The sequence below is a fragment of the Tabrizicola sp. genome (genome assembly GCF_030373185.1).
Classification (GTDB): Bacteria; Pseudomonadota; Alphaproteobacteria; order Rhodobacterales; family Rhodobacteraceae; genus Tabrizicola.
The window spans coordinates 40,131-66,171 of sequence record NZ_JAUCZH010000007.1; the positions used below are offsets into that span (position 1 = coordinate 40,131).

29 protein-coding genes are annotated in these 26,041 nt (G+C 63.0%); 13 read left to right on the forward strand and 16 right to left on the reverse strand.

Annotation, left to right across the window (positions count from 1 at the left end; all coding sequences use genetic code 11):
- Window positions 1-10: 10 nt before the first annotated feature.
- The 14 genes from QUV21_RS13595 to QUV21_RS13660 all read right to left on the reverse strand — a co-directional run bounded on the left by QUV21_RS13595 (window position 11) and on the right by QUV21_RS13660 (window position 10,468).
- Window positions 11-985 carry a glutathione S-transferase family protein gene (locus QUV21_RS13595; protein ID WP_300855673.1) on the reverse strand — a complete coding sequence of 325 codons (975 nt, stop codon included), beginning with the start codon at window positions 983-985 and terminating at the stop codon, window positions 11-13.
- Between the two features lie 174 nt (window positions 986-1,159).
- Complete coding sequence (locus tag QUV21_RS13600; RefSeq protein ID WP_300855674.1) at window positions 1,160-1,936, reverse strand: succinate dehydrogenase iron-sulfur subunit; 777 nt, start codon at window positions 1,934-1,936, stop codon at window positions 1,160-1,162.
- A gap of 3 nt (window positions 1,937-1,939) precedes the next feature.
- Entirely contained in the window at window positions 1,940-2,686 is a 747-nt protein-coding gene (locus QUV21_RS13605) for an FkbM family methyltransferase (RefSeq protein WP_300855675.1), read from the reverse strand.
- On the reverse strand, window positions 2,683-2,982 hold the full coding sequence (locus QUV21_RS13610) for a hypothetical protein (protein WP_300855676.1): 300 nt from the start codon (window positions 2,980-2,982) through the stop codon (window positions 2,683-2,685). The genes QUV21_RS13605 and QUV21_RS13610 overlap by 4 nt, the downstream gene beginning before the upstream one ends.
- A 4-nt stretch (window positions 2,983-2,986) precedes the next feature.
- A complete protein-coding gene (locus tag QUV21_RS13615; protein ID WP_300855677.1) occupies window positions 2,987-3,316 on the reverse strand; it encodes a hypothetical protein in 330 nt (109 codons plus the stop codon).
- Complete coding sequence (locus tag QUV21_RS13620) at window positions 3,313-4,029, reverse strand: hypothetical protein (RefSeq protein ID WP_300855678.1); 717 nt, start codon at window positions 4,027-4,029, stop codon at window positions 3,313-3,315. Before QUV21_RS13620 ends, QUV21_RS13615 begins: the two co-directional genes overlap by 4 nt.
- Entirely contained in the window at window positions 4,026-4,823 is a 798-nt protein-coding gene (locus QUV21_RS13625; RefSeq protein ID WP_300855679.1) for a polysaccharide pyruvyl transferase family protein, read from the reverse strand. Before QUV21_RS13625 ends, QUV21_RS13620 begins: the two co-directional genes overlap by 4 nt.
- 50 nt (window positions 4,824-4,873) lie before the next feature.
- Window positions 4,874-6,676 carry a succinate dehydrogenase flavoprotein subunit gene (gene sdhA, locus QUV21_RS13630; protein ID WP_300855680.1) on the reverse strand — a complete coding sequence of 601 codons (1,803 nt, stop codon included), beginning with the start codon at window positions 6,674-6,676 and terminating at the stop codon, window positions 4,874-4,876.
- An 11-nt stretch (window positions 6,677-6,687) separates the two neighbouring features.
- Window positions 6,688-7,059: a succinate dehydrogenase, hydrophobic membrane anchor protein gene (locus QUV21_RS13635; protein WP_300855681.1), complete on the reverse strand. Its 372-nt coding sequence runs from the start codon at window positions 7,057-7,059 to the stop codon at window positions 6,688-6,690.
- 7 nt (window positions 7,060-7,066) lie between these two features.
- On the reverse strand, window positions 7,067-7,465 hold the full coding sequence (sdhC, locus tag QUV21_RS13640; protein WP_300855682.1) for a succinate dehydrogenase, cytochrome b556 subunit: 399 nt from the start codon (window positions 7,463-7,465) through the stop codon (window positions 7,067-7,069).
- Between the two features lie 218 nt (window positions 7,466-7,683).
- Window positions 7,684-8,706: a MaoC family dehydratase gene (locus QUV21_RS13645; RefSeq protein WP_300855683.1), complete on the reverse strand. Its 1,023-nt coding sequence runs from the start codon at window positions 8,704-8,706 to the stop codon at window positions 7,684-7,686.
- On the reverse strand, window positions 8,703-8,906 hold the full coding sequence (locus tag QUV21_RS13650) for a DUF1737 domain-containing protein (RefSeq protein ID WP_300855684.1): 204 nt from the start codon (window positions 8,904-8,906) through the stop codon (window positions 8,703-8,705). Before QUV21_RS13650 ends, QUV21_RS13645 begins: the two co-directional genes overlap by 4 nt.
- A 131-nt stretch (window positions 8,907-9,037) precedes the next feature.
- On the reverse strand, window positions 9,038-9,583 hold the full coding sequence (locus QUV21_RS13655; protein WP_300855685.1) for an NnrU family protein: 546 nt from the start codon (window positions 9,581-9,583) through the stop codon (window positions 9,038-9,040).
- Window positions 9,584-9,619: 36 nt separating this feature from the next.
- Entirely contained in the window at window positions 9,620-10,468 is an 849-nt protein-coding gene (locus QUV21_RS13660; RefSeq protein WP_300855686.1) for a CoA ester lyase, read from the reverse strand.
- Between the two features lie 177 nt (window positions 10,469-10,645).
- On the opposite strand from QUV21_RS13660, the gene QUV21_RS13665 reads away from it, so the two are divergent.
- A complete protein-coding gene (locus QUV21_RS13665) occupies window positions 10,646-10,972 on the forward strand; it encodes a hypothetical protein (protein WP_300855687.1) in 327 nt (108 codons plus the stop codon).
- Here the strand turns inward: QUV21_RS13665 and QUV21_RS13670 are convergent.
- Entirely contained in the window at window positions 10,969-11,745 is a 777-nt protein-coding gene (locus QUV21_RS13670; protein WP_300855689.1) for a sulfite exporter TauE/SafE family protein, read from the reverse strand. The two genes, QUV21_RS13665 and QUV21_RS13670, sit on opposite strands and share 4 nt — an antisense overlap.
- A gap of 167 nt (window positions 11,746-11,912) precedes the next feature.
- Here QUV21_RS13670 and mdh point away from each other — a divergent pair, with 167 nt between their 5' ends.
- The 3 genes from mdh to QUV21_RS13685 all read left to right on the forward strand — a co-directional run bounded on the left by mdh (window position 11,913) and on the right by QUV21_RS13685 (window position 13,869).
- Window positions 11,913-12,875 (forward strand): malate dehydrogenase, encoded by a 963-nt coding sequence (gene mdh, locus QUV21_RS13675; protein ID WP_300855690.1) that lies wholly within the window; start codon window positions 11,913-11,915, stop codon window positions 12,873-12,875.
- A gap of 155 nt (window positions 12,876-13,030) precedes the next feature.
- The gene (locus tag QUV21_RS13680; protein WP_300855691.1) at window positions 13,031-13,198 is read left to right on the forward strand and encodes a hypothetical protein; all 168 of its coding nucleotides are present in this window, start codon (window positions 13,031-13,033) and stop codon (window positions 13,196-13,198) included.
- Window positions 13,199-13,311: 113 nt separating this feature from the next.
- Entirely contained in the window at window positions 13,312-13,869 is a 558-nt protein-coding gene (locus QUV21_RS13685; RefSeq protein WP_300855692.1) for a class I SAM-dependent methyltransferase, read from the forward strand.
- 38 nt (window positions 13,870-13,907) lie between these two features.
- On the opposite strand, the gene QUV21_RS13690 is transcribed toward QUV21_RS13685, so the two are convergent.
- The gene (locus tag QUV21_RS13690) at window positions 13,908-14,804 is read right to left on the reverse strand and encodes a glycosyltransferase family 2 protein (protein ID WP_300855693.1); all 897 of its coding nucleotides are present in this window, start codon (window positions 14,802-14,804) and stop codon (window positions 13,908-13,910) included.
- Window positions 14,805-14,918: 114 nt separating this feature from the next.
- Here QUV21_RS13690 and QUV21_RS13695 point away from each other — a divergent pair, with 114 nt between their 5' ends.
- The 9 genes from QUV21_RS13695 (at window position 14,919) to lpdA (ending at window position 25,989) form a co-directional block, all read left to right on the forward strand.
- Window positions 14,919-16,106, forward strand: coding sequence for a hypothetical protein (locus QUV21_RS13695; RefSeq protein WP_300855694.1), 1,188 nt, complete (start codon window positions 14,919-14,921; stop codon window positions 16,104-16,106).
- A 252-nt stretch (window positions 16,107-16,358) separates the two neighbouring features.
- Window positions 16,359-17,552, forward strand: coding sequence for an ADP-forming succinate--CoA ligase subunit beta (gene sucC, locus QUV21_RS13700; RefSeq protein ID WP_300855695.1), 1,194 nt, complete (start codon window positions 16,359-16,361; stop codon window positions 17,550-17,552).
- Window positions 17,553-17,924: 372 nt separating this feature from the next.
- Window positions 17,925-18,809, forward strand: a complete 885-nt coding sequence (gene sucD, locus QUV21_RS13705) for a succinate--CoA ligase subunit alpha (RefSeq protein WP_300855696.1) — start codon at window positions 17,925-17,927, stop codon at window positions 18,807-18,809.
- A gap of 63 nt (window positions 18,810-18,872) precedes the next feature.
- A complete protein-coding gene (locus QUV21_RS13710) occupies window positions 18,873-21,839 on the forward strand; it encodes a 2-oxoglutarate dehydrogenase E1 component (RefSeq protein ID WP_300855697.1) in 2,967 nt (988 codons plus the stop codon).
- Between the two features lie 22 nt (window positions 21,840-21,861).
- Window positions 21,862-23,073, forward strand: a complete 1,212-nt coding sequence (odhB, locus tag QUV21_RS13715; RefSeq protein ID WP_300855698.1) for a 2-oxoglutarate dehydrogenase complex dihydrolipoyllysine-residue succinyltransferase — start codon at window positions 21,862-21,864, stop codon at window positions 23,071-23,073.
- Between the two features lie 85 nt (window positions 23,074-23,158).
- Window positions 23,159-23,599, forward strand: coding sequence for a trypco2 family protein (locus QUV21_RS13720; RefSeq protein ID WP_300855700.1), 441 nt, complete (start codon window positions 23,159-23,161; stop codon window positions 23,597-23,599).
- Between the two features lie 40 nt (window positions 23,600-23,639).
- Window positions 23,640-24,113, forward strand: coding sequence for a hypothetical protein (locus QUV21_RS13725; RefSeq protein WP_300855702.1), 474 nt, complete (start codon window positions 23,640-23,642; stop codon window positions 24,111-24,113).
- On the forward strand, window positions 24,110-24,505 hold the full coding sequence (locus tag QUV21_RS13730) for an MAPEG family protein (RefSeq protein WP_300855704.1): 396 nt from the start codon (window positions 24,110-24,112) through the stop codon (window positions 24,503-24,505). Before QUV21_RS13725 ends, QUV21_RS13730 begins: the two co-directional genes overlap by 4 nt.
- Window positions 24,506-24,600: 95 nt before the next feature.
- Window positions 24,601-25,989, forward strand: coding sequence for a dihydrolipoyl dehydrogenase (lpdA, locus tag QUV21_RS13735; protein ID WP_300855705.1), 1,389 nt, complete (start codon window positions 24,601-24,603; stop codon window positions 25,987-25,989).
- The last annotated feature ends 52 nt before the right edge of the window (window positions 25,990-26,041 follow it).

Below are 26,041 nucleotides of genomic sequence, written 5' to 3' on the forward strand. Positions count from 1 at the left end.
ACGGACGCCCTTAACCACGCCCGTGCGGTGCATCATAGTCAAGCACCGGATTTATGGGAATGATCCGGTTCGGATTGATCGTGTCGTGGCTGTAGTGATAGTGCCGCACGAAATGATCGACCCGCACTGTCGCGGCGACGCCGGGCCATTGGTAAAGCTCGCGCGTGAAACCCCAGAGGTTCGGGTAATCGATGATCCGCCGGCGATTGCACTTGAAATGCAGGTGATAGACCGGATCAAAGCGGATCAGCGTCGGGAACAACCGCCAATCGGCCTCGGTCAGCCGGTCGCCCATCAGATAGCGGTTCTGGCCCAGATGCGCCTCCAGCCAGTCCAGACTGTCAAACAGCGCCCGTACCGCCGGGTCATAGGCGCTTTGGGTGGTGGCAAAACCGGCGCGATAGACCCCGTTGTTCACCGTGTCATAGACCCGGGCGTTGATCGCCTCGATCCCGTCGTGCAGGTCTGCGGGCCAGTAATCATCCGTGTTGCCCGTCACGGCATCGAAGGCCGAATTGAACATCCGGATGATTTCGCTGGATTCGTTGCTGACGATCGTGCCGGTTACCTTGTCCCACAGCACCGGGACGGTTACCCGGCCCGACATGTCGGGCGTGTCGCGCAGATAGAGGTCGCGCAGGAAAGGCAGACCGAACTGCCGGTCCCCGGTGGCGCCCGGGAAATCGGTCGCAAAGGTCCAGCCGTCCGACAGCATGTCGGGATGGACGACCGAGACGCCGATGTGATCCTCCAACCCCTTGATCGCGCGGAAGATCAGGGTGCGATGCGCCCATGGGCAGGCCAGCGAGACATAAAGGTGATAGCGCCCGCTTTCGGCCTTGTAGCCTCCCTTTCCCGTCGGTCCCGGCGCGCCATCGGCGGTCACCCAGTTGCGAAACCGCGCGGCCTTGCGCTCGAACGCGCCGCCGGTCGATTTGGTGTCGTACCAGACGTCATGCCATGTGCCGTCAACCAACTGTCCCATGCCGCGCTCCCCATGTTTGTCGAAGGAAGGTAGCATCGCGCCGCTGCACAGACCACGCAATGGGCGCCCAAAAGCCCTGCATCAACGCACAAGGCACGCGCATCAGGCGCGGCAGGGTGGGCAAATGCAAAGGGCTCCGGCCGAACCGGAGCCCTGTGGCAAGGCCAGCGGCGGTCAGACCACCCGTTCGACCATCATCTTCTTGATCTCGGCAATTGCCTTGGCCGGGTTCAACCCCTTGGGGCAGGTCTTGGCGCAGTTCATGATCGTATGGCAGCGATAAAGCTTGAACGGGTCTTCCAGATCGTCCAACCGTTCCCCCGTCGCCTCGTCGCGGCTGTCGATGATCCAGCGATAGGCATGCAGAAGTGCTGCGGGGCCGAGGTAGCGGTCAGAGTTCCACCAGTAGCTTGGGCAGGACGTCGAACAACAGGCGCACATCACACATTCATAGAGCCCGTCGAGTTTGGACCGATCATCGATCGACTGCTTCCATTCCTTGGCCGGGCGGTTGGTCTTGGTTTCCAGCCAGGGCATGATGCTGGCATGCTGGGCGTAGAAATGGGTCAGGTCGGGGATCAGATCCTTGATCACCGGCATATGCGGCAAGGGGTAGATCTTCACATCACCCTTCACCTCATCAAGGCCATAGATGCAGGCCAGCGTGTTGATCCCGTCGATGTTCATCGCGCAGGATCCGCAGATGCCCTCGCGGCAGGACCGGCGGAAGGTCAGGGTCGGATCAATCTCGGTCTTGATCTTGATCAGTGCGTCCAGAACCATCGGGCCGCAGGTGTCCATATCGACGAAATAGGTGTCCACCCGGGGGTTCTCCCCGTCATCGGGGTTCCAGCGATAGACCTGGAACTTGCGGACGGCCTTGCCCTCCGGCTTTGGCCAGGTCTTGCCAGTGCGGATCTTCGAGTTCTTGGGCAATGTGAATTGGACCATGGGTCAGGCTCCTTTGGGGCGCAGGATGGGCGCAGGCCAGCGTGTGAACAAGGCGTCGATAAGTCGCGGGATGGGGCCGCCGGCCCCGTCGCCGGTTGTGCGCAGGATATCGCGAAATTCCAGTCCGGCGGCGGCAAGCATGCCGAAAATGGCGCTGGGGCGAGGTGTGCTGTCAAAGCGTTCGGCCAGCGACAGTTCCAGTATTACAAACTGACAACGCAGAAGCGTTGCGGCCCCGCCGGCCAGCACATCGGCCTCATGGCCTTCGGTGTCGATCTTCAGACCTGCCTGCCCCGGATAGGCGGCGGCCACCGCATCCAGAGTGCCAACATCGACCATCTTGCGCTGAAAGCCGGTGATGGCCCGCGCCATCGGCCCAACCGGGCGATTCAGACTGGATCGCCCGCCATGCGCCCCGGCCTTGGTCACCGGGGTCGAAAGCTCCATTTGCCCAGGCGCGGCGCCAAGTGCCAGCGCATGAAAACTGGCCCGAGCCGGCGCTGCCGGACCGCTCATCGCCTCACGCGATTCGGCGCGCGGGTCGATCAGCACGAAATGGGCATCTGGAAAGGCACGGTAAAGCTGCGGCGTCCCCTCGGCCACGCCAACGTCGAACACCACTTCCGGGGCAAGGCCATAGGCGCGCAGATGCGCCGCCGTGGACTTGTCCGGCTGCGCCACCAGACCCGCGCGCCGCAACCTGCGGCGCAGGTCGTCGCGGTCGGCGATGGCTTCGGCGGGGCGGCTCACCTCCACCCCGGCTGTTGCGACAGCGGGCGCGAGGGCAGTTCCCCCGACCGGCCCATAACACAACTGTCAAACACCGCCGACGGATCACGACCCAGGATATAATCAGAGCTTACGTTCAACTCGAGCCCGCCAGCGACCTTGCCAGCCGAGTTCAAACCGACCGACACCTCGCCACGCGGTTGCTTGGCAAGGCGCGCACGTTCCAGACACTGGCGTTCGGCTTCGGCGACAGAGATCGGGCCGCAGGCTTGCAGCAGGGCAAAGGGCAGCACAATGACAAGAAGGGCGCGTTTCATCGGGCTACCTCAGCGGTGGGATGCCGCTGGCGGCAAAGCAGGCCTGTGCCGCCGGGCGCAGGGCTATGGTGCGGATCGTGGCCTTGGTCGCCGTTCCGGCCTCTACCCCCACATCCCGCGCCAGAAGCCGCAACTCGTCAGGGCTGGCCGCGTTCAGGATGCAGTTGGTCGCGGTCTGGGCGGGGCCGGACGGCATGTCGATGTTCACCACCGGAAACACGACGCTGTCGGCGGCGCGCCTGACAGCTCGGTCGGCCAGTTCGGCCGGGTCACAGGCCGCAAGGACAAGGACCACCACACCGATCCCCAAAAAAGCGCTGCCAGATCGCATCATTGCAGTCCCACCATTTGTCCGACCTTGTGGCCCTTGCCGGCGAAGTCCCGGATTTCAAGGATCACATGGGCGGGAGTGTTGCGCGTGAAATCCCGATAAATCGTTTCATGCCTGCCGGTGGTCAGCCGCATTTCCTGCAAGATGTCCCGCTCGTGGGCAACGCACCAGGATTGGATACCCTGCTGATGCAACCACCTTGCATAGCGGACATCAACAAACTTCTGGCTGCCTTTCATGAACGAGAGGGGTGCCACGTTCTTGCCAAGTGCCAGTATGCAACCTGTCCCCAACTGATCGACACAGGTCGTCGTTGACAGGTCACGGTTGAAGGAATGGACCTTCCGGCCGTTTGCACCATGGCTGTCAACATCCTTGTAGATCGAGCCATGGAAACCGAACACCGCGTCTTGAAGACCGATAGCCTTGGCCGCGCCGACAAGTCTGTCGACATAATCGGCAGGATAGATCAGATCATCATCGACCAGCAGCACGAGGTCGTCTTCCCCCGGCTGGCAAAGGAACTTGCCGACATCCTTCAGGTCTTCGGGCGGAATGACCGGCTCGACATTGTCGATCGACGCAATTTCTTCCGGCACGTCCGAATAGTCGTTCAAGACCAGAAAGACCCGATCCACCTGCGCCGAAACCGACCGGACCGACCGTTCCAGCAATTCCCGCCGCTTGGGATATGTGGCCATGTGGGCGCGGATCATGCGGACACGCTCCCGAGAATTTCAGTCATCTGGAACGGACAAGATTCCAATATCTGGTTCTGCAAGCTGGTGACATCCGGTTGCAGGAAAGTAACCGATGAAAGATTGCCCTCACGGATCGCTCGCCAGTTGCCCGGCAGACTTGTCTCAGCCACGCCCAAGGACTCGAAGTAATCTGCAAACTTGACCCCATCGCCATGCAAAGCGACGTCAGACGCCACCCAGGCCGACGGCACATTATAAGCGTGAGAGACAATAACCCCGTGCAACGAGCTGGAAACAGTCCGACGGCACCGCGTGATCGCAGAGATGACCTGCTTGATATCCTTGGTCACGTCGATAAGGGTCCAGTCTTTCGGCAAAGGCTTGCCACGGAACTGGTTCAACTCTGCGAAGTGCGGAATTACTCCCACTTCGAAGACCCTTTCCGGTTTGGAAGGGTAGACCTTTGGCAGGATCAACGCCGGGTCACCATAAACCTCGGGGCAGTCATAACCCAACGCCAGCATCCGAGCCCGGCTGCGCGGCCCTCGCACCGAAACCGTCCTTAATGGGCGCGCGAAACGATCAGCGCTATCGATGATCCCACTACCCCAGACTACCGCCACATCAGGCACCTGTATGTGCCGCAAGATGCTGCCGCAGCCGTAAACGGTGGTTGCACCGGGCAGCAGGTGTTTCGCGGGACAGTGGACCGCTTCTTTTCCCGTGAGCGCTTCAAACAGAAAGGGAGTCACCCAATCGCCGAAGTTCCTTGGCCTGTACCACGACCAAAACAGGTTGCTGTCGTTCATGCGGCCACCCGCCTGATCGCGTCTTTCCTGTCGGTCGCGGGCCTTCCGCATCAGAACTTCCGTTCCGCCGGAGCGATCTTCTTCAAGGCGATCCCACCGTCAGCCTCGGATGTCAGGGGCGCGGTGTGGACGGGGCGGTAGTCCAGCCGCACCTCGGCCCCGTCAACCCAGGCCAGCGAGTGTTTGCGCCAGTTGGCGTCGTCGCGGGCCGGGTGGTCTTCATGTGCATGCGCGCCCCGGCTTTCGGTGCGGGCGTGGGCGCCGTAGATCGTGGCCAGCGCGTTCGGCATCAGGTTGGTCAGTTCCAGCGTCTCCATCAGGTCGCTGTTCCAGATCAGGCTGCGGTCGGTGACGTGCAGATCGTCCATCTTGGCGGCGATGGCAGTCATCTTCGCCTCGCCTGCGGCCAGCGTTTCCTCGGCCCGGAAGACGGCTGCATCGGCCTGCATGGTGCGCTGCATTTCCAGACGAAGGTCGGCGGTCGGCACCGCGCCCTTGGCATGGCGCAAGCCGTCAAACCGCGACAGGGCGCGGTCCACTTCCGCCGTGTTGACGGGGGCATTCGAGGCCTTGGGGTCCACAACCTGCCCGGCGCGGATCGCGGCGGCGCGGCCAAAGACCACAAGGTCGATGAGTGAGTTCGACCCCAGCCGGTTCGCGCCATGGACGCTTGCACAGCCCGCCTCGCCCACGGCCATCAGGCCGGGGAAGATGGCGTCGGGGTTGTCGGCGGTGGGGTTCAACACCTCGCCCCAATAGTTCGTCGGGATACCGCCCATGTTGTAATGCACAGTCGGCAGTACCGGGATCGGCTCTTTCAGCAGGTCCACGCCGGCGAAGATGCGCGCGCTTTCGGTGATCCCCGGCAGCCGCAGTTCCAGCGTTTCCTTGGGCAGGTGGTTCAGGTTCAGGTGGATGTGGTCCCCATTGGCGCCAACACCCCGGCCTTCGCGGATTTCCAGCGTCATGCAGCGACTGACATAATCGCGGGGCGCCAGATCCTTGTAGTGCGGCGCATAGCGTTCCATGAACCGCTCGCCCGCGCTGTTGGTCAGATACCCGCCTTCGCCGCGCGCGCCCTCGGTGATCAGACAACCCGAGCCATAGATGCCCGTCGGGTGGAACTGCACGAACTCCATGTCCTGAAGCGGCAGACCGGCCCGCGCCACCATGCCGCCACCGTCGCCGGTGCAGGTATGGGCCGAGGTCGCGCTGAAATAGGCGCGGCCATAACCGCCCGTCGCCAGGACGACCATCTTGGCGTTGAAGACATGCATGGTGCCGTCATCCAGCTTCCACGCCACCACGCCGGTGCAACGGCCATCGGTGATGATCAGGTCCAGCGCGAAATACTCGATGTAGAATTCCGCATTGTTCTTCAGGCTTTGGCCGTAAAGCGTGTGCAGGATCGCATGCCCCGTCCGGTCGGCCGCGGCACAGGTGCGCTGCACCGGGGGGCCTTCGCCGTATTCGGTGGTATGGCCGCCAAAGGGGCGCTGGTAGATCTTGCCCTCTTCGGTCCGCGAAAACGGCACGCCGTAATGGTCAAGCTCGTAAACCGCCTTCGGAGCCTCGCGCGCAAGGTATTCCATCGCGTCGGTATCGCCCAGCCAGTCCGACCCCTTTACGGTGTCATACATGTGCCACTGCCAGCTGTCCGGCCCCATGTTGCCAAGGCTGGCCGCGATGCCACCCTGCGCGGCAACCGTGTGGCTGCGGGTCGGGAAGACCTTGGTCACGCAAGCCGTGCGCAGGCCTTGCTCGGCCATGCCCAGCGTTGCCCGCAAGCCAGCACCACCGGCACCAACGACAACCACGTCATAGTCATGCACTTCATAGGGATAGGCGGTCATACTCTTGTCCTTCACAGCGCGATGCGGGCCAGCGCGAACAGGCCCGTTGCAGCAATCACCCAGGCCAGGGAAACAGCGCCGATGATCAGCATCTTGCGCGTCGTGCCTTTGGCATAATCCTCGATCATCATCGTCGCCCCCATCGCGAAATGACGCATGCCGACCACAAGGATCAGCGCGGTCACGATCGCCGGGAAGGGGCGGGCAAAGGTTTCCAGCACCACCTCGCGCGGGCTGCCCAGCGCAGAGCCAAAGATGTAAAGCCAGACCGGCAGAAGGAAAGCCAGACCGACAGATGACACCGTCATCGCCCAGTGGTGTTCGGTGCCGGTGCCAGCGGCCCCACGACCTTCGGCGCGTTTGCGGGCTGTCAGATAGCGCATGAGACCCTCACTGAACCAGAAGAATGGTGATCACGGTCAGAACGACCGATCCGAAGATGCAGGCCCAGCCCAGCTTTTCCGCCGTGGCGACCTCAAGCCCGTGGCCGGCATCAAAGTAAAGATGCCGCAGCCCGGCAAGGAAATGATACCATACCGCCCAAAGCGAGGCCACGAACACCAGATCCCCGAACCAGCTGGTCACCACGGCATTGGCCAAGGCGAAATAGCTGTCCGAGGTTGCCGCCGCCAACAGCCACCAGACCGCCAGCATCACCGCGACGATCACCCCGTTGCCGGTGATCCGGGTCAGGATCGAGGTGATAGAGGTCAGCTGCGGCCGGTAGATCTGCAAGTGTGGAGAAAGGGGGCGCTCGATCCGGGCCGGGGGCCGCTTTGCGTCTGCCATGTTCGGTCCTCGCGTCTGGCGGCGCGGACCCACCGGGCCAGCGCAGGCTTTTGTTGTGCTTCTGCATAACGCGGATTTCGCCCGTGTCACGCGTGAGAATGCCGCAGTTGCACGATGTTTCCGCTATCGGCGCAAGTTTTTCGGTTTTGTGATCACGAATTTTCCAGGCGTGATCACAATAGACCCCCAACCTGCCCCAAGGCTGCCGACGGCCAGACTCAGCGCGGAACCAGCGCCCAGTAGTCCAGATCCAGGAGGACTTCGGGCAGATATTTGCCGTCCGCTCCACGCAAGGCACCCGCGGCCCCCTTGGTTGCCACCAGGCGCAAACGCAAGGCACCGACTCCTGGCGCCTCGGTTTCGGCCCGGTCCAGAACCTCGGACCAGGCCCGTACGGTATCACCGGCAAAGCAGGGGTTTGCATGGGCGCCGGCGTTCAGCGCCACCATGAACTGCGCATTGGCCAGCCCGTTGAAGCTGAGCGCGCGCGCAAGACTGATGACATGGCCGCCATAGATCAGCCGCCGCCCGTCCTCGCGCTGGCTGACATCGAAATGCACCTTGGAGGTGTTCTGCCACAGACGCGTGGCCAGCATGTGTTCCGCTTCTTCCACACTCACGCCATCGACATGGTCAATGATCTCGCCCAGCGCATAGTCGCCCCAGCGATGGGTCTCTCCCGCCAGCGCGAAGTCATATTCCGAGAAGTCCAGCCCATCCGGAACCACCAGTTTCCCCGAGGGAACCGAGGCCAGCAGCGCCGGCACATGCGTCTCTACCTCCACCTCGCGACGGCGTTTTTTCACCATCACCCAGCGCACATATTCCAGCACCGCCTCGTCACGCTGGTTAAGCCCGCGCGTGCGCACCCAGACCACGCCCGTGGCCCCGCTGCTGGTTTCCTTCAGCCCGATCACCTCGGATTGCGACCGCAACGTGTCTCCCGGCCAGACCGGGCGCAGCCAGCGCCCCTCGGCATAGCCAAGATTGGCCACCGCGTTCAGGCTGATATCGGGGACGGTCTTGCCAAAGACGGTATGAAACGCAATCAGGTCATCCAGCGGGCTTGCCGGCAGCCCCACCCCTTGCGCGAAGGCATCAGACGAATGCACCGCCGCCCGCGCCGGGTAAAGCGCATGATAAAGCGCCCGTTCGCCCTGCCCCACGGTCCGCGGCACGGCATGGGCTATCACCTCGCCCAGACGGTAGTCCTCGAAGAACCGGCCCGGATTGGTCTTCATTGCTCCCCCAGCTTCACTTCCGGGGAATAGTCGCCCGGCACTTCTTTCACCACCGCCTGCCCGCAGCGCATCACGCCGTTGGCCGCGTCAAAGGCATAGGTGGGCGACCCGTGCAGTTCCCACCCCTTGTTCAAGGCCGCCGTCACCTTGTGACAGAAGGCCGACGAGTCATCCGCGCTCAGAAACCGATACAGCTTCATGGTCTCACCAAATCCCCGACAATTCGCCTGAAATTGTCTTTCTCTTCCCCAAATATCCCACGGGGGTGCGGGGGTGTGAAACCCCCGCTGCTTCGGCATCGGTGCGGGGTGTGAAGCCCCTGCTTCCTCGCTCAGCCATAGGGCCAGACACCCAGCCAGTTATGCGCCCATGCGACGGCCCCGAACACAACCACAGCCCCGACCACAGCCCCAATCTCCTTGCCCATCGCCGCAGGCTCTGGCGCCGCAGGCCGCGGCTCAGCGCGGTTGATCACGATCACCTCGACCACCGCCCAGGCCAAAAGGCCACCAAACAGCACCACACTCGCCAGATCGCCGTTCACCAGAAGATGTGCGACAGCCCAGGTCTTCACCGCCGTAAGTTGCGGATGCCGGATCACGCGCGTGATCCGTGTCTTCATCCCGCTGGCCGCATAAAGATAGAACGCCAGCAACATCAGAAGATTGTTCACATGGGTCAGGAACGCAGGCGGATACCACAGATCGGGTGCCTCGTGTCCCCTGTAGCCGATCACCATCAGGATCACCCCGGCCAGAATGCCGACTGTCACCAAACCCTTGCCCGCATCGCCCATCGCCGCCCGACGTGCCGGGGCCAGTCGTTTGAACAGATGCGCCGCCCACCACAAGGCCAGTCCCAGAACAATCAACGTCATTGCCGCCTCCAGATGCTTTCGGCGCCCACCCTGCCGTCAAACGGCCAGCGCCGCAATCGCCTCGGCCCTGGCAAGAAGGGTTGCTGCGGTTTCGACATGCATGTTCTCGACGATCCGGCCATCGACGACCGCGACACCCTGGCCTTTGGCGCGCGCCTCGCGGTAGGCTTCGATCATCCGGCGGGCCAGCGTCACCTCTTCGTCGCTGGGCGCAAAGACCTCGTTGGCGATGGCCAACTGCGCCGGGTGGATCAGCGTCTTCCCGTCAAACCCAAGGTCGCGGCCCTGTTCACATTCCGCACGCAGGCCAGCTTCATCCTTGAAGGCGTTGAAGACCCCGTCCACCACCACCTTGCCCGAGGCCCGCGCCGCCAGCACACAGGCCCCCAGCCCCGCCATCAGCGGCAACCGGTCCGCCCGGAACCGCGCGCCAAGTTCCTTGGCCAGATCGTTGGTCCCCATCACCATCCCCTCCAGCCGCGGATGCGCCGCAATCGCAGCGGCGTTCAGGCAACCCTGCGCTGTCTCCAGCATGGCCCACAGCGGCTTGGCAGGCACCAGCGCCGCCACAGCGTCAAGGCCGTCCGGACCGTTCACCTTCGGCACCAGCACCGCGTCCGCACCGGGATGCGCCGCGAAAGCCGCCAGATCAGCCGCGCCCCATGCGGTGTCCAGCCCGTTGACCCGCACGATCCGCAGCCGCGCACCAAAGTCCTGATCCGTCAGCTCCGCCGCCAGCAGATCGCGCGCGCGGTCCTTTTCTTCGGGCGTCACCGCGTCTTCCAGATCGAAGATAATCGCATCCGTCGCCAGATCGCGCGCCTTTTCAAGCGCCCGCTCCTTGGACGCGGGGATATAGAGAACCGATCGGACAGGACGGGACACGACTCACCTCCGGGTAATATTCTTGCGCTTTTGATCATGGATTTGTCACAAACCGCAAGGCCAATTTTGCCGCGCCGCAGCAAAAACCCCGTCGCCCACCCCGCACGCACGCCGCGTTAACCGGTTTTCAGCCCTCGCCCTTCAGCCTTTCCGCATCTTTGCAAGAAAGGCTCTCCGATGAACCGCCCGACCATGACCCGGATGATCTTCGCGCTTTCGCTTGGCTTTGGCGGCGTGATCCTTGCCACCCAGATCGCCTTTGCAAACCCCCAATGCGGCAGCCGCGAGGCGCTGACCGCCCTTCTGGCGGACCGCTACGGCGAAACCCGCCGCGCCATGGGTGTCGCCGGGGCAGATGCGGTGATGGAGCTTTACGCCTCCGGCGCCACCGGCACCTGGACCATCACCATGACACTGGCCGACGGCAGAATGTGCCTGATGGCTTCGGGCCTGGGATACGAGGCGCTGACCGATGATCTGCCAGCAAAGGGCGAAAGGATCTAACCTGCGCCGCCCCCGGCTGCCACAATGGCAAGGCCCGAAATCCCATCCCAGACCAGCTTGACCGAGATCAGCAGAAGCGCCCATGTCACGATGCGGAAAAACAGTCGTTCCGGTATGAACTGCACCAGCCGCACCCCGGCAAAGACCGCAATCGTCGCCGGAATGGCCAGGATCGCCGCCACTTTCAGATTGCCGGGGTTCAACTGGCCAAGATGGTAATAGGGCAAGAGCTTTACCGCGTTGATCACCGCAAACGCTATGGTCGAGGTGCCGGCGAAGACCTGCTTGGTCAGGCCCAATGGCAGGGTGTAGACCTGATAGGGCGGCGCGCCCGCGTGGCTGACGAAACTGGTGAAGCCGGTCAGCGCGCCCCAGAACAGCCCCGGCGCCACCTCTGGCCGCTTCGGGTCTACAACCACCGCCCGCCGGATCAACAGGTTCAGCGCAAAGGCCAGCCCGATCACCCCCACCAGCAACGTCACTGCGGCCTCAGGCACCACGCTGGCGGTGGCCCAGCCAATTGCGATGCCAAACACCGCGCCGGGCAAAAGGATCGCCAGCACCCGCCGGTCAAAGGCATGGCGATAGGCGTAAAGGCCGAAGACATCCGATACCACATAGACCGGCAGCAACAACCCCGCCGCCAGCACCGGGTTCATCACCAGCGCCATGACCGGAACGCCAAGCATCCCCACGACCGGCACGCCGCCCTTGCCCATCCCGACCAGCATCGCTGCCACGACCGCCGCCACCCAGTATGCTGCCACTTCCATAACGCTCTCCGCCGGGTCCGTGATCGAGGTTACCGCTAACGCCAAAAACCCTGACCCGAAAGCTGCAATTTTTCGCATACAATTGTATACCGAGCCCCATTGGAAGACTGGACAGACGCCGTTTTAGGGGCTACGCCTGCCTCCGAATAATCCCAAAGGAGGCTTCCATGGCCAGACCCAAGATCGCCCTTATCGGCGCCGGTCAGATCGGCGGTACGCTTGCGCATCTCGTCGCGCTCAAGGAACTGGGCGACGTGATCCTCTTCGACATCGCCGAAGGCACCCCGCAGGGCAAGGCGCTGGATATCGCGCAGTCCGGCCCGTCGGAAGGCTTTGACGCCACGATGACCGGCACCAATTCCTACGCCGATCTGGCCGGGGCCGATGTCTGCATCGTCACCGCCGGCGTGCCGCGCAAACCGGGGATGAGCCGCGATGACCTTCTGGGCATCAACCTCAAGGTGATGAAGTCGGTCGGCGAAGGCATCAAGGCCAACTGCCCGAACGCCTTCGTGATCTGCATCACCAACCCCTTGGACGCGATGGTCTGGGCGCTGCGCGAATTCTCGGGCCTGCCACACAACAAGGTCGTCGGCATGGCCGGCGTGCTGGACTCGGCCCGCTTCCGCCACTTCCTGTCGCTTGAATTCAACGTCTCGATGAAGGATGTCACCGCCTTCGTCCTTGGTGGCCATGGCGATACGATGGTGCCTTCGGTCCGCTACTCCACCGTTGGCGGCATCCCGCTGCCGGACCTCGTGGCAATGGGCTGGACCACGCAGGAAAAACTGGACGCTATCGTCCAGCGCACCCGCGACGGCGGCGCCGAGATTGTGGGCCTTCTGAAAACCGGTTCCGCCTTCTACGCCCCCGCGACCAGCGCCATTGAAATGGCCGAGGCTTACCTCAAGGATCAAAAGCGCCTGCTGCCCTGCGCGGCCCATGTGAAGGGCCAGTATGGGCTTGATGGGATCTATGTCGGCGTCCCGGTCATCATCGGTGCTGGCGGGGTCGAACGTGTGGTCGAAGTGAAGCTCGACGCAACGGAACAGGCGATGCTCGACAAATCGATCGACGCGGTGAAGGGTCTTGTTTCTGCCTGCAAGGGCATTGATCCGACGCTGGCCTGACGCACCGAAATCTGACGTATCCAAAGGCGGCATCCGGGCAATCGGATGCCGCCTTTGCCTTTTCGCGCCCGGCTTTTGCCACCAGCCTGCGCCTTTGCCATTGCCCCCGGCCCCCAAATCCGGCATCTCCCCTCCATCCCAACCCGGAGACCCCGATGGACTATTCCAAATCCGGCAACCCCAAGGGCGCCCGCCATAATCCGCGTGGCCCCGATCACGCCCAGAAGGGCGCGCCAAAATCCGTGACACCCCCGCGTGAGACGAAGGAACAGCTTCTTGCCCGGATGAAGGCCGCCGCGGCCCAGAAGGCTGAGAAATCCTGACCGGACGGACGGAGTCACCCTACCTCGTTCCCGGCTTCTACGACGAGGCAATCGCCAAAGGCCGCCACCGCGATATCGTCGGTGGCCGCTGGGGGGAAACGGCGCGCGCCCAGATGGCCGTGCTGGCCGAAGCGGGGATGACCCCGGACGACCACCTTCTTGACATCGGCTGCGGCGCACTTCGGCTTGGCCATCTTGCGGTGCCTTATCTGCGGCCCGGCCATTACTGGGGAACAGATGCGTCGCTCGCGCTTATGCATCATGGGCGCAATGTAGAGCTTGCCGACCCGACCCGACTACCCCCCGAGCAACTTGTCGAGGATGCGGCCTTCGCTTTTCCCGGCATCCCCGACCGAATTACGCTGGCCATCGCCTGGGGGGTCTTCACCCATCTGCCGATCACGGCCCTTGAAACCGCGCTGCACAGTGCGGCAAGGAAACTGCCCAGGCTTCGGGCGCTCCTGTTCACCGTGTTCCTTGCCCCCGACAGTGCCGCTTCTGCCCCGCACCGGCAGGCCGATGGGGTGGTCACCCATCCCGATCGCGCCCCCCGGCATTTTCGACTGGAGGACGTTTTGCACCTTGCTGGCAAAGCGGGAATGACGGCTGAACTGCGCCCAGACCGACTGCCGCGCGGACAGGTGCTGTTCCACGCCGGGCGCGTCGGCTGACATCCACCTGACAGCGGGGTCAGTCCCGCTGGTCCAAGTCATGCGCCGGTGACCGTTTCGTCAGGCCCATCTGATGCGGCCTTGCCGACCGAACCACCCCAGATCCCGTAAGTTTCCCGCATGTAATCCACACAAGCCAGATTTGCCGCGCGCCGATCCGCCCCTTCGATCACCGCCCTGAGAAGCGGCGTGGTGTCGACCACCCCCCGAATGGCGACCGAGCGATTCAGCCTCCGGTCAGCCCAGATCGGAATGTGTCGGCGCGCAAGCTGGCCCGACAGCCAGACATCATCCACCGCCCAAAGGACCGGCGGGATCACAAAGGCGTCCTCGTCAAGGAAATCCGGCCGCAGCGCCACACCCGCAAAGGCCTCGGCGATGTCTACATGGCCAGACCGGTCAAGCTTGCGGTGGGCGGCCCTGAGTTGCGGTCTGGTCGGATCGGGGCGCCTGGAGTTGGCAAGCAGGCGTCGCAGCCAATAGCCCCATTGCTCGGAAGGCCGTGGCGCCCTTACGGCTTTCGGCAAGGGGCCATCTGAAACCCAATCCCGTCCCAGCCGCGCCACTGTCGTGCCGGATGCACAGACCGCCGCCGTTGGATGTGCCTTGCGCACCATCAAGAACCGCTGCGCCCAATCTGGCCGGTAGAAATGATCGTCATCGGCGAAAAGCAGGTCCAATTCCTGCCCGCGATAGGTGCGCGCCGCCGGCAAGACCTTGGTGGCGGGGCCAAGATCCTCATCCACCCTGACAATCGTCACCCCATCCGGCACCTGCGGCAGACCACCGCCCCAAGTGGGAAAGCGACGGTAGCTTTTCGGAATGTAAAGCTCCACCGCCTCGGGCCGGGAGGATTGCCCGACCAGTGAGGCCAGGGTCGGGCCAATCGCGGCAAAGCGGGGGGGAATCGTCGAAAGGCTGATGATGTGGCGCACCGTGAATTCCTATCGGCCCGCCGTTGCCGCGTAAAGCCGCGCAGGCAGGGGCTTCCATACTTGCCTGTGCCGGATCACTCCCGCATCATCGGGCCATTCCGGAAGGAGCTTGCCATGCGTTCCCTTGCCATCTCCCTTTGCCTTGCCCTTGCCGCCGCCCCCGCCACCGCCGAGACCCTGTCGCAAGAGATCGGCCGGACCGGGCTTGCCGCGACCGAGGCGCGTCTGGCCACCCTGCCCGCCCCCGGCAGCGATGAACTTTTTGCCCTCGCCGGCCTGCGCTTTCTGCGCGGGGTCGAGGCCGCGCTGCAACTGCGCTGGCAGACCGGCGTGCGGGCTGACTGGTCGGAACTGCCGATCCTGCGCCTGCCGATTCCCGAGAACCCCGAAGCCCGCGCCTTTGCGGCGGCGGATTTCACGACCCTGCTCACCCGGCTGGACGCGGATATGGAAGCCGCCCGTGCCACACTTGGCCAGTTGGGTGACCAGCCTTTCGCGCTGGAGATTGCCCTGCGTGACCTGTGGTTCGACATCAACATGAACGGCGCATATGACCCGGGCGAAGACATGGCCTCGGTCGCAGGGCTGATGGGCGGCGGGCGTATCATCGGAATGCGGCTGGAAGACCCGGTGATCCGGTTTGATACCGCCGATGCCGCGTGGTTGACCGCCTACACCCACTTCTTGTCAGGCTTTGCAAACATCGCCCTTGCCTACGACCCGGAACCCGCGATCCAGCGCGTGCTGGACAGTTCGGCCGCGATCTATGCGCTCTGGGGGGACACCCCGCCACCAAATGCCCTTGACATGATGTTCGGTCGTCAGGTCGACCGGATCGCCATGGTGCTTTTCGCCCTGTCGAACACTCCCGACAAGGCGATGGCGCAGAACGCCCACGCGCATCTGCTGGCGATGATCAGGGAAAACCGCCGCTTCTGGTCACTGGTGGCGCAAGAGACTGACAACGACCGCGAATGGGTGCCGAATGACAATCAGGTATCCGGCCTTGGCATCAGGATGCCGCCCGGAACGGGACAGCGCTGGCAGGCCGTGCTGGCGGATGCCGAAATGCTGCTGACTGGCGAACTCCTGATCCCGCATTGGCGTTTCGGCGCCGAGGCTGGGATCAACCTGAAAAAGATGTTCGAGACCCCACCCCCCGTTGACCTGATCACATGGGTTCAGGGCGAGGGACTGTTGCCCTATGCCGAAAAGGGCAACCGCGTCAGCACCACCGCCTGGAACGACTTTGAACGGATGGTCTCGGGCGATGCGATCCTGTTTGCGGTCTTTCTGAACTGACCGAACCGGGATCGGGCAGGGGCAAGGTTCGGCGTGGAATCCGGGCCGCCGTGCGGCTGCGAATCGACGTAAAGGCCGGACAGCTTAACGTGTGATCACACTTTTCAGCAATGTGATCACACGGTTCGAATTCGTGATCACGATATGCATTTTTCCGCGCTGTCCGGCGCTAACATCAGGGAATTCCCGTAGGAATCCTTGCGTATCCGTGCCATCACCCAGCCAAACCACCACAAGAACGGGGCGGCCCAGATGAACATTCACGAGTACCAGGCCAAGGCGCTTTTGCGCAGTTATGGCATCCCGGTTTCCGACGGCCGTGTCGTCCTCAAGGCCGAAGAGGCCAAGACTGCCGCAGGCGAGTTGGACGGGCCGCTCTGGGTCGTCAAGGCGCAGATCCACGCCGGTGGTCGCGGCAAGGGCCACTTCAAGGAACCCGAGGCTGGCGAAAAGGGCGGTGTCCGTCTTGCCCGCTCAGTAGGTGAGGCCGCCGAGTTCGCCCGCCAGATGCTGGGCCGCACCTTGGTGACGATCCAGACCGGAGACACCGGCAAGCAGGTCAACCGCATCTACATCGAAGACGGCAGCGACATCGACCGCGAGTTCTACCTCGCCTTCCTGATCGACCGCCAGTCCAGCCGCATCTCCATCGTCGCCTCGACCGAAGGCGGGATGAGCATCGAAGACGTTGCCCACGACACGCCCGAACTGATCCACACCTTCACCATTGATCCCGCCACCGGCTTGCAGGATTTCCACGGCCGCCGCGTCGCCTTTGCGCTGGGGCTTTCGGGCGCGCAGGTGAAATCCTGCGTCCAGATCGTGAAGAACCTCTACCGCATGTTCACCGACAAGGACATGGACATGCTGGAGATCAACCCGTTCTGCGCCCTCAAGGACGGCTCGCTGAAGCTCCTTGACGCCAAGATGGCCTTTGACGGCAACGCGATCTACCGCCACCCCGACATCGCCGCCCTGCGCGACGAGACCGAGGAAGATCCGAAGGAACTCGCCGCCTCGAAATTCGACCTGAACTACATCGCGCTGGATGGCGAGATCGGTTGCATGGTCAACGGCGCGGGCCTCGCGATGGCCACGATGGACATCATCAAGCTTTACGGGGCCGAGCCTGCCAACTTCCTTGACGTCGGCGGCGGCGCGACCAAGGAAAAGGTGACCGAGGCCTTCAAGATCATCACCTCCGACCCGCAGGTGAAGGGCATCCTCGTCAACATCTTCGGCGGCATCATGCGCTGCGACATCATCGCAGAAGGTGTGATCGCGGCGGTAAAAGAGGTGGGCCTGCAAGTGCCGCTGGTGGTGCGCCTCGAAGGCACCAATGTCGAACTTGGCAAGGACATCATCCGCAAATCCGGCCTGAACGTCATCGCCGCCGATGACCTGAAGGACGGAGCGGAAAAGATCGTCAAGGCGGTGCGGGGGTAAGCAATGACTCGGTGGTTTGCCTGCGCATTTTGCTTGGTTCTCAACTTGCCAACTGCGCAAGCTGAGACCGCGCAGGCAACTGACTCCACAGACGCGCTGACCCAGTGCTTGGCACATTGGGCAACACAACTAGAACCCTTACAGGACAACATGCTTGATCTCGCAGAACTCGTGTTCTCGGCAACTTGCCGCACCGAACGAGACGCCATGTTGGAAGCCTCCGGAGCCCTAGATGCACCGGACGCACTCACAGTCTACCGGAAGAATTGGCTTCATTCAGTCCAAGCAATGGTGCTCGTCGCACGCGTCGAACGGCTTGGTGTCGAACTGACTTTAGCCCCTTGAAACAGCTCTGAGTTAGGAAACACGCGAATGTCCGTCCTCGTCAACAAATCCACCCGCGTCATCTGCCAGGGCTTCACCGGCAGCCAAGGCACCTTCCATTCCGAACAGGCCATCGCTTACGGCACCCAGATGGTCGGCGGCGTGACCCCCGGAAAGGGCGGCACCGAACACCTCGGCCTGCCTGTTTTCGACAGTGTCCACGACGCCGTGGCTAAAACCGGTGCAAATGCCACGGCGATCTACGTCCCCCCGCCCTTCGCGGCCGACTCGATCCTTGAGGCCATTGACGCTGAAATCCCGCTGATCGTCTGCATCACCGAGGGCATTCCGGTCCTCGACATGATGAAGGTCAAGCGCGCGCTGATCAATTCGAAGTCCCGCCTGATCGGCCCGAACTGCCCCGGCGTGCTGACCCCCGGCGAATGCAAGATCGGCATCATGCCTGGCTCGATCTTCTCCAAGGGCTCGGTCGGGGTTGTGTCACGGTCGGGGACACTTACGTATGAGGCTGTGAAACAGACAACCGACGTGGGCCTTGGCCAGACCACCGCAGTGGGCATCGGCGGCGACCCGATCAAGGGCACCGAACACATCGACGTGCTCGAGATGTTCCTCGCTGACCCCGAGACCCATTCGATCATCATGATCGGCGAGATCGGCGGATCCGCCGAGGAGGAAGCCGCCCAGTTCCTTGCCGATGAAAAGAAGAAGGGCCGCTGGAAGCCCACCGCCGGTTTCATCGCCGGCCGCACCGCCCCCCCCGGCCGCCGCATGGGCCACGCCGGGGCCATCGTGGCCGGTGGCAAAGGCGACGCGGAGTCCAAGATTCAAGCGATGCTCAGCGCCGGGATCGTGGTGGCCGACAGCCCCGCGGGTCTGGGCGAGGCCGTCCTCAAGGCAATCAAAGCGTAGGTCGGGCTTCAGCCCGACTCTTTTTCTTGGCGGGGGACGCCCCGCCCCACAAGGAAGCGCACTATGACCAACCAGTCCCCCACCGCCGCCTTCACCGCCTCGTCCTTCCTTGACGGGGCCAACGCCGATTACGTCGACCAGCTGGCCGCGCGCCATGCCGCCGACCCGAACTCGGTCGATCCCCAGTGGGCCGAGTTCTTCCGCGCCCTCGGTGACAGCGAGATTGACGCCAAGCGCGCCGCCGAAGGCCCTTCGTGGGCGCGCGCCGACTGGCCGCCGCAGCCGGTGGATGATCTGACCGCCGCGCTGACCGGTGAATGGGCCGCCCCGCCACCGGCCAAGGAAGCCCGGGCTGCGGGCGCAAAGATCGCCGCCAAGGCCGCCGAGGCCGGGGTCAGCCTGACCGATGACCAGATCCAGCGCGCTGTCCTTGACAGCATCCGCGCGCTGATGATCATCCGCGCCTACCGGATCAGGGGCCACCTTGCCGCCGACCTTGACCCGCTTGGGATCACCGAACGCGGCAGCCACCCGGAGCTTGACCCAGCCTCCTACGGCTTTTCTGACGCGGACATGGACCGCCCGATCTTCATCGACAACGTGCTGGGGCTGGAAACCGCCTCGATGCGCACGATCATCGACATCCTCAAGCGCACCTATTGCGGCACCTTCGCGCTGCAATACATGCACATCTCTGACCCCGAACAATCGGCGTGGCTCAAGGAGCGGATCGAAGGCTACGGCAAGGAAGTCGCCTTCACCCGCGAGGGCCGCAGGGCGATCCTGAACAAGCTGGTCGAGGCCGAGGGGTATGAGAAATTCCTCCACGTCAAATACATGGGAACCAAGCGCTTCGGCCTTGACGGCGGCGAGGCGCTGATCCCGGCGATGGAACAGATCGTCAAGCGCGGTGGTGCGCTTGGCGTGAAAGAGGTTGCCATCGGCATGCCGCACCGGGGCCGTCTGTCGGTCTTGGCCAATGTGATGATGAAACCCTACCGCGCGATCTTCCACGAATTTCAGGGTGGCTCTTACAAGCCCGAAGACGTGGACGGCTCCGGCGACGTGAAATACCACCTTGGCGCGTCCTCGGACCGCGAATTTGACGGCAACAAGGTCCACCTGTCGCTGACCGCCAACCCCAGCCATCTTGAGGCGGTCAACCCGGTCGTCCTTGGCAAGGTCCGCGCCAAGCAGGATCAGGTGAATGACACGACTGACCGTATCGCTGTGCTGCCGATCCTGCTGCACGGCGATGCCGCCTTCGCGGGTCAGGGCGTTGTGGCCGAATGTCTTCAGCTTTCCGGCATCAAGGGCCACCGCACCGGTGGCTGTATCCACATCATCGTCAACAACCAGATCGGCTTTACCACGGCACCCGCCTTCAGCCGCACCTCGCCCTACCCGACCGACATCGCGCTGATGGTCGAGGCGCCGATCTTCCACGTCAACGGTGACGACCCCGAAGCCGTGGTTCACGCCGCCCGCGTCGCGACCGAGTTCCGCCAGAAGTTCCACAAGGATGTGGTCATCGACATCTTCTGCTACCGCCGCTTCGGTCACAACGAAGGCGACGAGCCGATGTTCACCAACCCGGCGATGTACACCCGGATCCGCAAGCAAAAGACCACGCTCCAGCTTTACACCGAACGGCTGGTGGCCGACGGGCTGATCCCCGAGGGTGAGATCGAGGATATGAAGGCCGCCTTTCAGGCCCGCCTGAACGAGGAATTCGAGGCCGGCAAGGCCTTCCTGCCCAACAAGGCCGACTGGCTGGATGGCCGCTGGAAGAACCTTGCGACCAAGGATCTGAACAACTACCAGCGCGGCGAAACCTGGATCAAGGCCGAAACCTTGGCCGAGGTCGGCGCGGCCCTGACCCGCATCCCTGACGGTTTCGACATGCACAAGACCGTCACCCGCCAGCTTGAGGCGAAAAAGGAAATGTTCGCCAAGGGCGAAGGCTTCGACTGGGCCACGTCCGAGGCGCTGGCCTTTGGCTCACTCCAGACCGAAGGCTTTGCCGTCCGGCTTTCGGGCCAGGACTGCACCCGCGGCACCTTCTCCCAGCGCCATTCCGGCTGGGTCGACCAGACGACCGAGGAACGCCATTACCCCCTGAACCACATCCGCGCAGGGCAAGCGCGGTATGAGGTGATCGACAGCATGCTGTCGGAATACGCCGTGCTTGGTTTCGAATATGGCTACTCGCTGTCGGAACCGAACGCGCTGACCCTTTGGGAAGCCCAGTTCGGCGATTTCGCCAATGGCGCGCAGATCATGATCGACCAGTTCATCAACTCGGGCGAAAGCAAATGGCTGCGCATGTCTGGCCTCGTGATGCTGCTGCCGCACGGCTACGAAGGTCAGGGGCCGGAACATTCCTCCGCCCGGCTCGAACGGTTCCTCCAGCTTTCCGCGCAGGATAACTGGATCGTCGCCAACTGCACGACTCCGGCGAACTATTTCCACATCCTGCGCCGCCAGCTGCACCGGACCTATCGCAAACCGCTGATCCTGATGACGCCGAAGTCGCTTCTGCGTCACCCGATGTGCATCAGCCGGGCCGAGGATTTCACCGACGGTTCCACCTTCCACCGCGTCTTGTGGGATGACGCGCAAAAGGGCAACTCGACGGCAAAGTTGAAGGCCGATGACAAGATCAAGCGCGTCGTCTTGTGTTCGGGCAAGGTCTACTATGACCTTCTGGCCGAACGTGACGCGCAAAAGCTGGAGGATGTCTACCTGCTCCGCGTCGAACAGCTTTACCCGGTGCCGACGATGTCCCTGACGCAGGAGCTGTCCCGCTTCCCGAAAGCCGAATTCATCTGGTGTCAGGAAGAACCGAAGAACCAGGGCGCCTGGTCCTTCATCGAGCCCGAAATTGAAACCGTCCTGACCAAGGTGCGCGGTAAGACCACCCGGATGTCCTATGCGGGCCGCTCTGCCTCGGCTTCGCCCGCCACGGGCCTTGCCTCGCGCCACAAGCATGAACAACAAACCCTCGTCGCCCAGGCCCTTGGCCTTTGACACCGAAGACCGGAGACAAAGAATGACTGACGTTATGGTTCCCGCCCTTGGCGAATCCGTGTCCGAGGCGACCGTATCCACCTGGTTCAAGAAACCGGGCGACGCGGTGAAACAGGACGAAATGCTGTGCGAGCTTGAGACCGACAAGGTCTCTGTCGAGGTGCCAAGCCCGGTTTCGGGCGTCCTGGCTGAGATCATCGCCCCCGAAGGCTCGACCGTGGCCGCGAATGCCCGCCTTGCCATCGTGACCGAAGGCGCCGCAGCCGCCGCGCCCGCACCCAAGGCCGAAGCCGCACCGGCACCAGCGCCCGCCCCTGCGGCCAAGGCCGTGGAAGACGCCCCCAGCGCCAAGAAGGCGATGGCCGAAGCGAACCTCACCGCCGACCAGGTGCAAGGCACCGGCCGTGATGGCCGCATCATGAAGGAAGACGTGGCCCGCGCCGTCGCAGGTGCAGCTGGCGCCGAAGCCGCCGCTGCGGCCCCCGCCCCGGCCCCGGCTGCCCTGCCCCGTGCGCCCGTCCCAGCCGACGACGCCGCGCGTGAGGAACGGGTCAAGATGACCCGCCTGCGCGCCACCATCGCCCGCCGCCTGAAAGACGCGCAAAACACCGCCGCGATGCTCACGACCTACAACGAGGTCGACATGTCCGGCATCATGTCCTTGCGCAACGAATACAAGGACGCCTTCGAGAAAAAGCACGGCGTCAAGCTTGGCTTCATGTCCTTCTTCGTCAAGGCCTGCACCCATGCCCTGAACGAGGTGCCAGAAGTCAACGCCGAGATCGACGGCCAGGACGTGGTCTACAAGAACTACGTCCACATGGGCGTCGCCGTCGGCACCCCCTCGGGCCTCGTCGTCCCCGTGGTGCGCGATGCCGACCAGATGGGCTTTGCCGCCATCGAAAAGAAGATCGCCGAGCTTGGCCTCCGCGCCCGCGACGGCAAACTGAGCATGGCCGAGATGCAGGGCGGCTCCTTCACCATCTCCAACGGCGGCGTCTACGGCTCGCTGATGTCCTCCCCAATCCTCAACCCCCCGCAATCCGGCATCCTCGGCATGCACAAGATCCAGGACCGCCCGGTTGTCGTCGGCGGCCAGATCGTCATCCGCCCGATGATGTACCTCGCCCTCAGCTACGACCACCGCATCGTGGACGGCAAAGGCGCGGTGACGTTCCTGGTGCGGGTAAAGGAAGCGCTGGAGGATCCGCGTCGGCTGCTGATGGATTTGTGAGGGGGAGTCGGGGCACGCCCCGACCTACGTCAATGCGTAGGGCGGGGCGTGCCCCGCCGCTTTCCTGATGTGAAAGGGAGTTGAATTGGACCTCAAAGACTTCATCAAGGAAACAGTTATTGGCCTGGTCGAAGCGACCCAAGAACTGCAGGAGCAATTCGAGAAGGACGGCGTAATCATAAACCCGCCGGTGTCTCTGCAAGAGCGCGACCTCTATGAACACTCCGACATCCGGCACCGCTATCGCAGAGTTGAAGTTATTGAGTTTGATGTCGCCGTAACTGCTTCATCGGAAAGCACAGGTGGCGGAAAAGCCGGATTGAAAGTCTTAGCCTTTGAAGCTGGCGCTGATGGTCGACACACGCGTCAAAATGAACAAGTTAGTCGCGTAAAATTTTCGGTCCCACTCGTGCTCTCTCCAGCGTCAATAGAGGGCGAAAACAAGGAAGCGGCAAAGAAAGCTGCTGAAGATCAGTCTGCTCGCATGCGGAACCCGGGCCGTGGTGACAGTTGGTTAAGACGCTGACACGATCCGCAAAATCAGCAACCCCCACCCCGGACCCCAAATGACCCACCCCACCCCCACCGCCGCGACACGCGCCTCCTCTCCCCCTCGTGGGGAAGGGATGGGGGCGGGGGGCCTCGCGCTGGCCTTTACCCTCGCCCTCACCACCCCCGCCCTCGCCCAGATCATCCCCACCGGCACCCCCGCCGCCGATATTCTCCTGTCGCAAGCCATAACCGAACAGCGCGTCTTCCTGACCTGCTCATCGCTCGACAGCCTTTCCCACCCCCTGATCACCCAGGGCTGGCAGGCCGACGCCGCCGCCGCCATCGCCACCCTGACCGCCAACAACGTCGCGCCCGAGGCCATTGCCGCCTTCACCGAGGCCGCCCGCCCCGAAAACCTCCTGCCCGCCGACGACACCCCGTTCGCGGATGTCAGGCAGTTCTGCGACGCCCATCCCGATTGGCAAACAACGCTTTACCAGTTCGGCTTCACCCTCCTTGATCGGACCCTGCCAAAGGCCTTCGAATGACCCCCGAACTCAGCGCCCTCGCCCTCGCCGGTCTGCTGCAGGCCGTGCAATTCGTCCTTTTCGCCACACCCGCGAACATCGAGCTTGGCGTCGGCTACACCTCCGGCCCCCGCGACCGCCCGCCGTCACGGCAGCTTTCCCCCCTCACCGGCCGCCTGCAACGCGCGATGAACAACCATTTCGAAGGGCTGATCCTCTTTACCCTCGCGGTCGTCGTCGTGACCCTCGGCAACCAGTCCACCCAAGTCACCCAAATCGCCGCCTGGGCCTATCTTGGCGCGCGCGTCCTTTACGTCCCCGCCTATGCCCTCGGCCTGCGCCCTTGGCGTACCGCAATCTGGACAGTAGGCTTTTTCGCGACTCTGACGATGATCATCGCGGCGCTTGTCTGACGTCCTTGACGCCCCGCGCGTAGAGACGGAAGCAAGACGCCAGCAAGACGGAATGAAGATCGCCGGAACCCGGCAAATGTTAAGGAAAACGACCCATGGCAAGCTTTGACGTGATCTATATCGGCGCCGGCCCCGGCGGCTATGTCTCGGCCATCCGCGCCGCGCAACTGGGGCTGAAGGTCGCCGTTGTCGAGGGGCGCGAGACGCTGGGCGGCACCTGCCTCAACGTCGGCTGCATCCCGTCAAAGGCACTATTGCACGCGACCCACCTTCTCCACGAAACCCATGAAAACTTTGCGAAAATGGGCCTGATCGGGGCTTCGCCCAAGGTCGATTGGGCCAAGATGCTTGGCTACAAGGATGATGTCGTCGGCCAGAATACCAAGGGGATCGAGTTCCTGTTCAAGAAGAACAAGGTTACCTGGATCAAGGGCTGGGGCAGCATTTCCGCGCCCGGTCAGGTCAAGGTCGGCGATGAGGTTCACGAGACGAAAAACATCGTGATCGCAACGGGTTCCGAGGCTTCCAGCCTCCCCGGTGTCACCGTCGACGAAAAGACCGTGATCACCTCCACCGGCGCCCTGACCCTGCCAAAAATCCCGAAAACCATGGTCGTGATCGGCGCAGGCGTCATCGGGCTTGAAATGGGCTCCGTCTACGCCCGGCTTGGCACCGAGGTGACCGTCATCGAATACCTTGACGCCATTACCCCCGGCATGGACGCCGACCTTGCCAAGACTTTCCAGCGCATCCTGTCAAAACAAGGGCTCAAGTTCATTCTTGGTGCCGCTGTCCAGGGCGTCACGACGGGCAAGAAGGGGGCGACCGTCGCTTACAAACTGCGCAAGACCGACGCTGAGGCCAGCCTTGAGGCCGAGGTTGTACTGGTCGCCACGGGACGCAAACCATATACCTCTGGCCTCGGGCTGGAGGCTTTGGGGGTTGAGATGCTGCCGCGCGGCCAGATCAAGACCGACGCGCATTTCCAGACCAATATCAAGGGGATATACGCTATCGGAGACGCCATTGTCGGCCCGATGCTTGCGCACAAGGCCGAAGACGACGGCATGGCCGTTGCAGAAATTCTCGCTGGCAAGCACGGGCACGTTAACTATGGGTTAGTCCCTGGCGTGATATATACAACCCCCGAGGTGGCCAATGTGGGGAAAACCGAAGAACAACTGAAAGAAGAAGGCATCGCCTACAAGGCAGGCAAGTTTCCCTTCATGGGCAACGCCCGCGCCAAGGCGGTGTTTCAGGGCGACGGCTTCGTCAAGATTCTCGCCGATGCCAGTACCGACCGCATTCTGGGCGCACACATCATCGGCCCGATGGCCGGAGACCTGATCCACGAGATTTGCGTTGCAATGGAATTTGGCGCGTCAGCGCAGGATGTGGCGCTGACATCCCACGCGCATCCGACCTATTCCGAGGCCGTGCGCGAAGCAGCCCTGGCCTGCGGTGACGGCGCGATCCACGCCTGAAACTGGACCAGCCCCAAGAATCTTCGATGAAAATTCTTGGGGCCGCCTGACG